This is a genomic window from Capnocytophaga canis (genome assembly GCF_043187445.1).
GTDB classification, from domain to species: Bacteria; Bacteroidota; Bacteroidia; order Flavobacteriales; family Flavobacteriaceae; genus Capnocytophaga; species Capnocytophaga canis.
Map to the genome: position 1 here is coordinate 179,945 of NZ_CP171121.1, position 12,851 is coordinate 192,795.

The following is a 12,851-nucleotide window of genomic DNA, read 5'->3' on the forward strand; positions in this document are numbered from 1 at the left end:
AACGCCATTACCGTTGCGATAATGGCGTTTTTGTGTATTGCTAAAATTGTTTCTTATTTTTCACATCCTGATTGGTAATTGCTATTTTAATAACTTCTTCCATTTCAGTTACATAATGAAAAGTGAGTCCTTTCAGATAATCCTCACGAATTTCCAACACATCTTTTTCATTTTCTTTGCAGAGTATGATTTCTTTGATACCTGCTCTCTTTCCTGCCAAAATCTTTTCTTTGATTCCTCCTACTGGAAGCACCTTACCTCGTAGGGTAATTTCTCCCGTCATCGCCAGATGTTTTTTTACTCGTTTCTGAGTGAAAAGCGACATCAACGAGGTCAGCATGGTGATTCCTGCACTGGGACCATCTTTCGGAGTTGCTCCTTCAGGAACGTGAATATGGATATTGTTCTCAGAAAATAATGTAGGTTCAATACCAAATCGTTCAGCATTAGCTTTGATATATTCCAATGCAATGGTTGCCGATTCCTTCATGACTGTACCTAAGTTCCCCGTGATATTGAGTGTTCCTTTCCCTTTAGACAATGCCGATTCAATGAACAAAATATCACCTCCAACGCTTGTCCATGCTAACCCCGTAACAACCCCTGCTATATCATTATCCTCATAACGGTCACGTTCCATTCTAGCAGGGCCTAAGATTTTGGTTATTTCCTCCAATGATAATTTTGACTCATATGGCTCTTCCATGGCAACCGACTTGGCACAAAAACGCACCAACTTAGCTATTTGTTTTTCCAAACCACGTACTCCGGATTCGCGTGTATATCCTTCAACAACACGTTCAATTTCCTTTTTACCCAAAGAAAGGTCACGACTTTTAAGTCCATGTTCTTCCAGTTGCTTGGGTAATAAATATTTCTTAGCAATTTCAACCTTTTCTTCAATGGTATACCCCGTTACATTAATGATTTCCATACGGTCACGAAGTGCTGGTTGGATGGTTGAAAGTTCATTAGCTGTAGCTATGAACATGACCTTGGACAGATCATATCCTACTTCTAAAAAATTGTCATAAAATTCACTATTTTGCTCAGGATCAAGAACTTCCAACATAGCAGAAGAAGGATCTCCATTGTGCGAATGACTCAACTTGTCGATTTCGTCCAATACAAATACAGGGTTAGAGGTTTTAGCTTTTTTCAATAACTGGAGAATTCTCCCAGGCATTGCACCAATGTACGTTTTGCGATGTCCACGAATTTCAGCTTCGTCACGTAACCCTCCTAACGACATACGGACATATTCACGATTCAACGCTTTAGCTATTGATTTCCCTAAAGAGGTTTTCCCTACGCCAGGAGGCCCATAAAAACACAAAATAGGTGATTTCATATCGTTACGAAGTTTCAACACTGCTAAATGCTCAATAATGCGTCGCTTAACTTCTTCTAAACCGTAATGGTCTTGGTCAAGTACTTTTTGAGCCCGTTTCAAATCAAAATTATCCTTTGAGAACTCATTCCAAGGCAGTTCCAATAACGTATCCAAATAGTTTCGTTGTACTGAATACTCGGCTACTTGAGGGTTCATCCGTTGTAGTTTTCCCAATTCTTTCTCAAAATGTTCCTTGATTTTATCATCCCATTTTTTAGTTTTGGCTACTTTTTTCATCTCCTCAATTTCCTCTTCATAGGAAACGCCTCCCAACTCCTCTTGGATAGTTTTTATTTGCTGATGTAGGAAATATTCACGTTGTTGCTTGTCAATATCAAAACGTACTCTGGACTGAATATCATTACGAAGTGTAAGTTTTTGCAGTTCCAAATCTAAGTATTTTAACGCACACAACGCACGATCTTTCAAATCGTTTGTCTCTAATATTTCTTGTTTCTCTTTTACGAGAGCGTTCATGTTAGATGACACGAAATTCACTAAAAATGCCCCACTTTCTATGTTTTTTATGGCAAACGTAGCTTCGGAAGGTAAATTTGGATTTTCACGTATGATTCGCGTAGCCAAATCCTTAATAGACTCGATAACTACGCCAAATTCCTTATCATTTTTTGGAGGACGTGTTTCCTCTACCTCTTTGATAGTGGCTGTGATATATGGTTTTTCCTCCAAAATAGTATCAATTTCAAAGCGTTTCTTTCCTTGGATGATAATGGTAATATTCCCATCGGGCATTTTGAGTACTTTCAGAATACGTGCTACAGTTCCCAAATGATAAATATCTTTTCCCGTAGGTATTTCGACATTTTCATCAATTTGAGCCACAACTCCAATAGTTTTTGACCCTTCGTTAGCATCGTTTATCAATCGCACCGAAGCATCACGCCCTGCTGTGATGGGAATCACTACCCCGGGAAACAGCACCATATTTCGCAACGGAAGAATCGGTAAAACGGTAGGTAAGGATTCCTTTTGTATTTCTTCTTCATCTTCAGCTGTTAATAGAGGAATAAACTCTGCATCTGTATCGATGGTTTCAGATGAAAAACTGTCAAAATTGCTTAATTTCATTTTCATAAATGGTATATAATATGTCATTTTGTCGTGAATTTATATTCTTCCGACAAAAAAATATGATTCAAAAATAATATATAATACTATAAATAAAATAGTTACACCTTAGTCAAAGGAACAACTGATGGTAGTACAACAATTGTTGTGCCACAAAATGTAGCAAAGACATGTAAACACATTAAAGACTCCCTAAAAAATTGAATCATACTACAAAGAGGAAGTAGACAATGGTAGGTAAAACTATGTTTTGTATTTTGGTGCGAAATAGAAACAAAAAACACCGATAAACCATTCTGATTCATACGGTGTTTCTTTTTTTCTGCAAAAATGCTCGGTGACCTCGTCAGGATTCAAACCTGAAACCTCTTGAGCCGTAATCAAGTGCTCTATTCAGTTGAGCTACGAGGCCGCAGTTGTTATTAATTCGGGTGCAAAATTACGTGTTTTTTTTAAACTTCCAAATTTTTTATCTTTTTTTTTTCAAAATATTTTTAGTAGATAACTCAAACAACTGTTTATGAGAACTTTATTAAAAAAGTTTTAAGCTCAGTACTTAATTGCGTATATTTTCAATGATTCAACACTGATTTTTCAGTATTTTGACCGCTTTTTATTGACATTGGAGATTTGGCATTAAGAAAATCAGTGAATAAAGCGTGAAAATTTTCCACTGTTCGAATCGACCGCGGGAAGCAAGTTTGGAAAATTTGTCGGAAGCCGATTGATTATTTTTTAATGCCCGTGTGGCTCGCACTTTTGGTTATTTTTCATTTAAGGAAAAGAACAATGAATGAAATAATGAACTCAAAAAATGAATTATCTTCTATTTATAAACAATCTCATTGAGTGAACAAGTGAATTATAGAGATTATAGGGGCTTTCCTGAATACAAGTTGTGTTGTTGTTTATAAAAATTCTCTAAAGCAAATGCAAAAAATATTTTGATTTTTAAGGAATATACTAAATAATTTATTACCTTTGCTTGACTTAAATATCTAAAAAAAATCACATTTTAAAAAATATTTACATTTTATGTTAGAAAAAAGTATTGAAACAGCAAAAACTTGGCTTTCAGATGCTTTCGATGCAGAAACGCGTAAAAAAGTACAAGAACTCTTAGACGGAAATTTAGATGAATTGAAGGAATCGTTCTATAAAAATTTAGAATTTGGAACGGGAGGAATGCGTGGTATTATGGGTATCGGAACGAACCGAATTAATAAATATACCCTTGGGAAAAACACACAAGGACTTAGTAACTACCTTAAAAAATCATTCCCTAACGGTGAAATCAAAGTGGCAATAGCTCATGATTGTCGTAATAATTCAAAAAACTTAGCGAAGGTGGTAGCTGACGTGTTTACGGCTAATGGAATTAAAGTGTTTTTATTTTCGGACTTACGCCCAACTCCTGAGCTTTCGTTTGCCGTACGTCATCTGGGGTGTCAATGCGGTATTGTTTTGACGGCTTCGCACAACCCTCCTGAATACAACGGTTACAAGGTTTATTGGCAAGATGGTGGGCAGTTGGTTCCTCCGCAAGATGGTGAAATTATGAAATCTATCGATACCATTGATTTTAAAGATATTAATTTCAATGCTAATGAAAATTTATTACAATGGATTGATTCTGAATTAGATAACGCTTTTGCCGAAGCTTCTATCAAAAATGGAAGTTTTAATGCTCCGCAGAAAGAAAATCTTAAAGTGGTGTTCACTTCCTTGCATGGAACTTCGATTACTATGGTTCCTGAAGTATTGAAAAGAGCCGGATACACCAATGTGCATATTGTTGAGGAACAAGCTACTCCTGACGGGAATTTCCCTACCGTAAAATCACCCAATCCTGAAGAGCCAGAAGCTTTGACAATGGCTTTGAAAAAGGCTGAAGAATTAGGTGCCGATATCGTTATAGGAACTGATCCTGACTGTGACCGTGTAGGAGTTGCCGTACGTGATTTGGACGGAAAAATGACTCTACTCAACGGAAATCAAACAATGGTTATGATGACTTTGTTCCTACTTCAAAAACATAAAGAAAAAGGATTTAAAGGTAATGAGTTTATAGGCTCAACTATTGTTTCTACACCAATGATGAATGATATTGCTACTGCATTTGGGGTTGAATGCAAAGTTGGTTTGACAGGTTTCAAATGGATTGCTAAGATGATAAAAGACTTTCCAGAACAAACCTTCGTTGGTGGTGGTGAGGAAAGTTTTGGATATATGGTTGGTGATTTTGTACGTGATAAAGATGCAGTAACAGCCACATTGTTAGCCTGCGAAATCGCGGCAACAGCCAAAGCCTCAGGAAGTTCATTCTATAAAGAATTGGTACGAGCCTATGTGGATTATGGTTTCTACAAAGAGTATTTGATTTCTTTAGTGAAAAAAGGCATTTCAGGTTCCGAAGAAATTAGCCAGATGATGAAAGATCTGCGTCAAAATCCATTGAAAGAAATTTATAATGAAAAGGTAACAATGGTAGAAGACTACCAGACCTCCAAAGCACATAATCTTTTAACGGGTGAGGTGGAAGATATTGATATTCCAAAATCGAATGTATTAATATACTACACAGAAAAAGGAACGAAAATAGCTGCACGTCCGAGTGGAACAGAGCCTAAAATTAAGTTCTATTTTAGCGTAAATACACCTTTAGACAGTATTGAAAACTTCAAAAAGGTTGAAAAAACCTTGGATGAGCGAATTAAAAATATCGTAAAAGACATGAAATTAGAAGGATAAACCTTTAATTTTGGTAGAGACGCATCCTATAGCGTCTCTACTTTTTTTAATCATTACTTCTCTCCTTCTCTAATTATTTTTGATGGTAAATTCTAATACTAATAGGATTAATACCTAAAAAATTTTTCTTTCCATATACTTCTGATAATAGAACTTTTATCGAAAATAGAATTGGCATAAGGCTGTATTCTCAAACATTGTTTAAAGTTAAAATGTTCATTTTAAGATATGTACATTTCTTATAAAGACAAAAAATTCTTTTTAACATAAAATTAGTTTACTAAGGATAATATATTCATTTTTTTATTGTATATTTGCTCTACACTGTCTTTTGTTTTTAACACAAAAGACAATTCAAAAACAATTTCAACGAAATGAAACATATTACGTATATAATTTGTATTATATTTTATTTTCTATGCTTCTCAATAAAGGCACAAAGTATAAAGACGGAATTTAAAATCCGTTATGAGGCTTTTGTTAAAGGAGATATTAAAATCATAGGGAACAACATCGTCAATCGAGAAGATCGTCGTAACAATTCTAATATTCCTTTTGATGATCGCAGTCGTGGAGCAAAACTCAATGATGAGTTGAATATGCAATACATTGATGTGGATGATGACCCGACAACATTTTCTTCCAGTAGTGCCAGTTTTTCGTTTGAAGGAAAACAAAAAGCCAAAGTGATTTACGCAGGACTTTATTGGACAGCTACCTATCCTTACACATCAGGAACTCTCAAAGGCACCAACTACGGGATTAAGGATGGTACTCGCGAAAATTCTCAAAGTGTGATGATAAAAACGCCTTCTCGCAAAGATTATGTACATTTGCAAGGAGAGTTGATTTACGACGGTTCTAAGGAACACTCTTTAAAAGGAATTTCCCCTTATGTTTATTATGTGAATATCAGTTATTTATTAACAAATACTGCATCTGAAGGAGAATATACGGTTGCTAATATACGTGCAGCAACTGGGCATATTGCAGGAGGCTCTGCTGCAGGTTGGGCATTGGTTTTAGTCTATGAAAATGAGGATAGCAACATAAAAAAAATAATCACTTATGATGGATTTGAAAGTATCAGTAACGAGCCTAAAACATTTTCTTTCAGTGGATTCACTACTCCATCAAAAGATGCATTTCAAACTCGTATCATGGGAATTACCCTCGAAGGTGACTTCAGTATGGGAGGTGATCAGGTGACAATCTCAGTCCCTGCAAGTGGAAAATCATTGACTTTAGAAAGTAAAATTCGCCCACAACGGAATTTCTTCAACAGTGCTATTACATGGAATGACGAGTTTGTAAGGGAAAGAAATCCTGCAAGCCAAAACACCTTAGGTTTTGACATTTTCAAAATGGACATTCCTAATGTGAATCAAGAATTGATTCCAAATGATGCCTCTTCACTGGATTTGACTTATTCCAAAAGTTTGGACAGGTATTATTTGTTCTTTACTGCCTTGGAAATCGAAAATAATCCAGATGCTATAACGCGTTTACATAGTAGCACACGTGTGACCAAAATCAGTGCTGAAGATGTTAATAAAGGATACTATATTGTGGTAGGAGTATTTTTAAATCAAAAGAACGTGAAAAAACGTATTCAAGAAATGCAAAGTCATGGATACAAAGCCGATACGTTCCACTACAAAGAACAAGTTTTGAACTACGTTTATTTAGAAAAATACGATTCCTATGAACAAGCACTCAAGCGAGTAGAAGAAATTAAGAATGAAGGGAAAATCCCCGATCCTTGGATTTTAGACGTAGAAAATTATTTGTAAAATGAACCTAAGATAATTTCTTTTTCAATTATATTCGTATTTTTGCACCCCAATAATCAGAAGAATGTTAGATAAAGAAACGCAAAAAGCGGTTGATAAAGGAGAAATGCTTCCTCTAATGGAAGCATTTTACACAATTCAAGGAGAAGGATTCTACAAAGGAACGGCGGCTTATTTCATTCGCGTGGGAGGCTGTGACGTAGGGTGTCATTGGTGTGATGTAAAAGAAAGTTGGGATGCAGAAAAACATCCACCAACACACATAGAAGATATCGTAAATCAATCACTTAAGTATTCGAAAACTATTGTAGTTACAGGGGGAGAGCCATTGATGTGGAATATGTTTCCTCTGACCCAAAAGTTAAAAGAAAAAGGAATGAAAACCCATATCGAAACTTCTGGTTCCCACTCATTAACAGGTATTTGGGATTGGATATGCTTATCTCCTAAGAAGTTACGTTTGCCAACTTCTGAAATTTATCAGAAAGCAAATGAACTAAAGATTATTATCTACAATAGTCATGATTTTATTTTCGCTGAAGAAATGGCAAGTAAAGTATCGGATGATTGTATTTTATATCTCCAACCCGAATGGAGTCGTCGCGATAAGGTAATTCCTGAGATTATTGATTTTGTGATGAAAAATCCAAAATGGAAAGTATCTTTACAAACGCATAAATATTTGAATATCCCATAATTATTAAATTATAGAATAAAATGAGAAAATACGTATACTTGTTTGGAATTGTTTCTTCCTTAATTTTTGCTTGTAACGATGGAGATTTGGAAGTAGAAACTATTTCCTTCGAAAACAATGAAGTGCTATCCTGTACTGCTGACACTACGGCTACGTTTTTGTTTAAGTACAACGGCAAACAAGCTATGATTTTAGAATTACCTCAAGGGGTACTAAAAAACAGTGAGAATAACACTAAAGGGAAAGTAGCGAGTAACTATAAGTTGTACTATCGAAGTTTTTCTGAAAACGTTTCAACAAATTATTTCTGTGCCAATTATCCTCCCGCAAACCCTTTGGTTCAATCTCAGTTTGAAGCGACAGGTGGCTCCATTACCATAGATACGAAGCCTATAGTGAATACAATGACAAATCAAGTAGAACGCTATGATCATCAAATCACGATTAGCGATTTGGTAATTCTCAACGCAGAAGGCAACAAAGTAGTAGATTCTGAATTTATTTTTGGTGTATATCAAACACGAAAGTAGCTATTTTTATGCAAAAAAGACAAATAGGCTTATTTTTTGGTTCATTCAATCCCATACACATTGGTCATATCATTATTGCTAATCATTTAGTTGAGCATAGTGATTTGAGCGAGGTTTGGTTTGTAGTTACACCTCAAAATCCGTTTAAGCAAAAACGGACATTATTAAATAATTATGACCGACTCGAAATGGTACATCGGGCTGTGGAAAGTTACGAAAAGCTACAACCCTCTGACATTGAATTTCATTTGCCTGTACCAAATTATACTACACACACTCTCAGTTACTTAGAAGAAAAATACCCTACCGTAAATTTCGCTTTGATTATGGGAGAAGACAATCTGAAAAGTTTCCATAAATGGAAAAACTATGAACACATTTTAGCGAATTATCCTATATATGTTTATCCACGTATTTCAGAAGGTGAAGTGCCAAAAGAGATTGAAAATCAAGGTAATATTATTCATGTAGATGCACCCATTATAGAACTATCTGCAACTTTCATTCGTGAGGAAATTAAAGCTCAACGCAATGTACGCCCCCTGTTGGATGCTAAAGTATGGAAATATATTGACGAAATGGGATTTTATAGGTAGCATTTGTATGGAACTACGGAGTTATAATTATTGATGTAAAGAGTTATAAATAAATGAAATACACTCGATTAACTAAAGAACAATTAGAAGCATTGCATCACGATTTCGCTGTGTTTTTGGCTACTCAACAAATTACGGCTGACGAGTGGGAGCAACTTAAAAAAGAGAAAAAACATATTGCTGAAGAAGAAATAGATATTTTTAGTGATTTGGTGTGGGAAAAAAGCTTACAAAAAGTATCTTTTTTAGAACGAATAGATAAAAATTCAATCCATTGTTTTCATTTTCAGGATACTAATGCTAAAATGATTTCAGTTCAAGTGTCGGATGGCAATATTGATTTGACAGAACCTGAAGGTTTCCTATGGTTGAAAAAAAATATGTTATCAGATGATGTTCAACTCTTTACAGGAGAAAAGACATACACCACCGAACGGAACATGGAAATTTTTAACCTTATTCAACAAGGAATGCAAATTTCTGATGGACAGTTATTTATCTCACTTAACGAGATGTTGAATTGAAAAAATATGCTTTTTGAAGTTGATTGTTAACTGATTACTCCTATTCCTGTAAACAATATCATTTGAAAAGTATCGTACTTGGAGCATTATGTCCGAAACTTGGCAGTCTAAAATCATCGTTTCTTGAATTGGTGATTTCGTAGATGTTATTTCCCACTCCGGGTATCTCAGGGAAGTAACAGAAGGAAAATTGGAAGTTATGAAAAAGAAGATAATCATTGGAAATGTAAAAACCTATAGCAAATTTTGGGTACATCCCTACGTTGAAAAAAGACGTATGCTCACGACCGATAATCCCTAATTCTACATTTAAAAAAGGACTAATTCGGAAACCATACCAATGGAAAGGGCTGTACAATTGGGTTTGAGAGACTAACAATAGCTTACGTGTGCCATCATAGATATTACTATCGAAATCCTTCATTCCTTCTTTTTCGTTAATCGTTATCTTATCATTAATATGGGTAGCACGATTGAATCCCATCACAAATTGGGCTTTGGCAAATTCTCGAAAATACCAATTCCCTAAAGTGAACAAATTTGAAAAAAAGCTTAATTCCCCTTTGATTGCCACCCGATGAGCTCTACCATTGGACAGAAATCCACCTGCTTCGGTATCTATAGAGAAATATCCTTTATCCGTATAATTTGCCCACGAAGCTCCTATTCCTAAATACGGATAATAATTGAGATCCTTTTTCGATACCCCCGAAGTACCAAAAAACGAATGACCAATGCTAACATCCTCAATATCACCATGCCTAAAAATGTATCTGTCTTGTACAAAACGGGTGCTATTTAAACTTAACTTACTTAAAAATAACTCTTCGTCAGAATAGAAATTTCCTACATTGAGTGAGTCTACTGGAGTTTCAAGAAATTTAGTTTGCTTGTAACGTGCCGAAATAATAGCTCTATGGATACTTTTATCATCACTGTTTTTCAATGGAATAGCGTAGCCTCCATAAGTATCATATATTCGATACTTTATATAAGGATATAACAAAGAATCATTGACAAACATACGTTCTGCTTGCCGATTTTCGTAAAAAGCTATTCTACCTGTCCACCGAGCGTAAGGCGAAAATAAGGGACGATCTAGTACCAAACGCCCCGAATACTCTTCCAAATCTTGGTAATAGGAAGCGATACCGTCAATGTGTGTGTTTTCGATATTTCGAGCTCGGTAGTAAATACCTTTTCCATTTTCACTAAATTTCTTGAAGTACTGACGATAGGTCAACGATAGTTGGTGTCCTATCCCAAAAAGATTGTATTCACTGACGCGTATCCATCCTCGTTTGTCTGTCCAGTCTGAATCGAAAAACATAGTCCAACTATCTAAAGCAACTACCTGAATATCAATAGAATCTGACACAGGTATTATTGGTATTGGACGAATCACCACTCTACGAATATAGTTCTGATCTCGTAAAATACGTTCCGACTCCTGTACCAGTAGTGAGTCCAATCGATCATTTTTTGAAAACAACAATTGCTTTTTTACTGTTCCTCGCTTAGTTTTATTATGCAAGGAATTACCATAAATTTCTAATTTTTTTCCTGGTTTTTTGGATAAATCTTTTTCGCTATATCCAAAAGGGTCTAAGGTAATGATTTCAATATTTCGAATAATTTTTCCTTGATATGGTTTGAAGTTTATTTCATCAGTTACTTTACCCGTTTGTGGAGTAGTTACCTTAGGCTTTGTGAATAAAAAATCGTAAATTTTCTGTGTAAGTTTTCTTTTTTTGAGATATTCTCCAGCATCTTTGTAGAATTTATCATCTCTTTGTGTTTTTAATGAATCTATTTGTACCATATCCAAAGAGTCAATCACTTGAGAGGTCACATTTTGTAATCCTACAAGCAAAAGAGATAGATATAGACATAATTTTTTCATTTATTATCTTCTTTTTTCAAAAAAATCTACTAATAGTTTTGATGACTCATCGGCCAATACTCCACCAATAATTTGTGTTTTTGGATGTAATTTCACTCCGGTTGTTTGAAAGCCTCGTTTAGGATCGGATGCACCGAAAACAACTTTTGAAATTTGGCTCCAATATAAGGCTCCTGCACACATGGTACATGGTTCTAAGGTCACATAAAGTGTACAATCTTTCAAGTATTTACCTCCTAAGTAATTGGAAGCCATCGTGATAGTTTGCATTTCGGCATGTGCCGTTACGTCTGTGAGTAATTCAGTCAAATTGTGAGCCTGGGCTATAATTTGTCCTTGAATAGTTATGATTGCTCCTACAGGAATTTCATTCTTATCGAAAGCTTTCTCTGCCTGTTCTAAGGCTCTTCGCATAAAATAAAAATCATCCATAATTTAATGTATTGATTCTTAGTAATATTAAATAAATGTATAATTTTTAGGATTGTCCCAAGGACTAAAATAGTTTGATTTTGTTTTCCATTAAGACAAAATCAAACTACTTTTTTATTATTCTAATTTGTTGGATTTTCTTATTTTCCTCCAAAAAATCCACCTAAAACATCGCCTAAGCCTCCGTTTTTTGATGAAGTGCTGGAATTTCCTAACTTTCCTACAACATCATCTAAAATATTTCCATCTCCGTTAGCGTCTAACAATGAGGTTAATAGATTTCCACCACTACTATTTCCTGTTAATGTTGAAAGTAAACCTCCCAATCCACTTGCCGATGAAACGTTGTTTTCTGACATTTTCTTAGCAATAAAACTCATCAGCACAGGAGCTAAAATTTTTAAAATTTGTAATACATTCGATGAGGAAACTCCTGTCTTTGAGCTAATTGCATCGGATAAAGTAGATTCTTTACCACCTAAAAGATGTCCTAAAATACCTGATCCTTCATTGGTTAAGGAATTATCTCCTTTGTTTTCAAACAAACTTCCTAAGTTATTCAATAAATTTCCGTTATGTTTGTCACTGGTTAAAGCACTGAGCAAACCTGTTGCCGCCTGTTCATTATCACTTTTGTTTTGCATTGCTCCCAATAGCAAAGGAGTTGCCATTTCAATCACAGACGAAGCTTTTGAAGGAGAAACACCCGTTTCTTTGCTTACGCCCTTTACAATTTGTTGAAAATTATTTTCGTCTAGAAAGTCTAAAATTCCTGCCATATTTAATTTATTTATCATTTATTTTTTTTATCACCACTTTGTCCGAACAATTTTCCAGAGTTACTTCTATTTCCTTCTCAGCAATTACTCCTTCAATTACGTATATCTTACAGGGTGTCGCTTTGGTGTCGCTTTTAGAAAACAGCACATCTCCATGGGTAAATAATTCTATAAAATCATCCTTTGTTAGAGAAGTTTGGATATCTACTTCTATTGTTTTTGAACGTATGTCTTTCAATACTCTACAATTGGGAAAATAGCAAAAAGGTTCTGTATCTTTTTTCTTGAAGAAGAAAGCTACGAAAACGATACCAATTCCAAGTCCAATAGAATAATATCCGAAGCGTTTTAAAATTGACATATT

The 12,851-nt window shown here is 35.0% G+C and carries 11 protein-coding genes and 1 tRNA gene; 6 read left to right on the plus strand and 6 right to left on the minus strand.

What is annotated here, in order from left to right:
* Window positions 1–40: 40 nt before the first annotated feature.
* Window positions 41–2,482, minus strand: coding sequence for an endopeptidase La (gene lon / locus ACF3OB_RS00770; RefSeq protein ID WP_095894530.1), 2,442 nt, complete (start codon window positions 2,480–2,482; stop codon window positions 41–43).
* 338 nt (window positions 2,483–2,820) lie between these two features.
* Window positions 2,821–2,894, minus strand: a tRNA-Arg gene (locus ACF3OB_RS00775).
* Between the two features lie 623 nt (window positions 2,895–3,517).
* Between ACF3OB_RS00775 and ACF3OB_RS00780 the strand changes: the two genes are divergently transcribed.
* From ACF3OB_RS00780 to ACF3OB_RS00805, 6 genes are all read left to right on the plus strand, one after another.
* Window positions 3,518–5,233 carry a phospho-sugar mutase gene (locus ACF3OB_RS00780; RefSeq protein ID WP_095894394.1) on the plus strand — a complete coding sequence of 572 codons (1,716 nt, stop codon included), beginning with the start codon at window positions 3,518–3,520 and terminating at the stop codon, window positions 5,231–5,233.
* 374 nt (window positions 5,234–5,607) lie between these two features.
* On the plus strand, window positions 5,608–7,026 hold the full coding sequence (locus tag ACF3OB_RS00785; RefSeq protein ID WP_095912633.1) for an SPOR domain-containing protein: 1,419 nt from the start codon (window positions 5,608–5,610) through the stop codon (window positions 7,024–7,026).
* Window positions 7,027–7,090: 64 nt separating this feature from the next.
* A complete protein-coding gene (locus ACF3OB_RS00790) occupies window positions 7,091–7,723 on the plus strand; it encodes a 7-carboxy-7-deazaguanine synthase QueE (RefSeq protein WP_172914314.1) in 633 nt (210 codons plus the stop codon).
* 20 nt (window positions 7,724–7,743) lie between these two features.
* Window positions 7,744–8,253: a hypothetical protein gene (locus ACF3OB_RS00795; protein WP_042006985.1), complete on the plus strand. Its 510-nt coding sequence runs from the start codon at window positions 7,744–7,746 to the stop codon at window positions 8,251–8,253.
* An 8-nt stretch (window positions 8,254–8,261) separates the two neighbouring features.
* Window positions 8,262–8,849 (plus strand): nicotinate (nicotinamide) nucleotide adenylyltransferase, encoded by a 588-nt coding sequence (gene nadD / locus ACF3OB_RS00800; RefSeq protein ID WP_042006987.1) that lies wholly within the window; start codon window positions 8,262–8,264, stop codon window positions 8,847–8,849.
* Between the two features lie 53 nt (window positions 8,850–8,902).
* The gene (locus tag ACF3OB_RS00805; protein WP_392447917.1) at window positions 8,903–9,373 is read left to right on the plus strand and encodes a DUF6495 family protein; all 471 of its coding nucleotides are present in this window, start codon (window positions 8,903–8,905) and stop codon (window positions 9,371–9,373) included.
* A gap of 58 nt (window positions 9,374–9,431) precedes the next feature.
* On the opposite strand, the gene ACF3OB_RS00810 is transcribed toward ACF3OB_RS00805, so the two are convergent.
* The 4 genes from ACF3OB_RS00810 to ACF3OB_RS00825 all read right to left on the minus strand — a co-directional run bounded on the left by ACF3OB_RS00810 (window position 9,432) and on the right by ACF3OB_RS00825 (window position 12,848).
* Window positions 9,432–11,276, minus strand: a complete 1,845-nt coding sequence (locus tag ACF3OB_RS00810) for a hypothetical protein (RefSeq protein ID WP_392447919.1) — start codon at window positions 11,274–11,276, stop codon at window positions 9,432–9,434.
* Between the two features lie 3 nt (window positions 11,277–11,279).
* The gene (locus ACF3OB_RS00815) at window positions 11,280–11,708 is read right to left on the minus strand and encodes a nucleoside deaminase (RefSeq protein ID WP_392447921.1); all 429 of its coding nucleotides are present in this window, start codon (window positions 11,706–11,708) and stop codon (window positions 11,280–11,282) included.
* 140 nt (window positions 11,709–11,848) lie between these two features.
* Window positions 11,849–12,505 carry a DUF937 domain-containing protein gene (locus ACF3OB_RS00820; RefSeq protein ID WP_392447923.1) on the minus strand — a complete coding sequence of 219 codons (657 nt, stop codon included), beginning with the start codon at window positions 12,503–12,505 and terminating at the stop codon, window positions 11,849–11,851.
* Complete coding sequence (locus ACF3OB_RS00825) at window positions 12,495–12,848, minus strand: DUF4258 domain-containing protein (RefSeq protein WP_172914313.1); 354 nt, start codon at window positions 12,846–12,848, stop codon at window positions 12,495–12,497. The genes ACF3OB_RS00820 and ACF3OB_RS00825 overlap by 11 nt, the downstream gene beginning before the upstream one ends.
* Window positions 12,849–12,851: the final 3 nt, after the last annotated feature.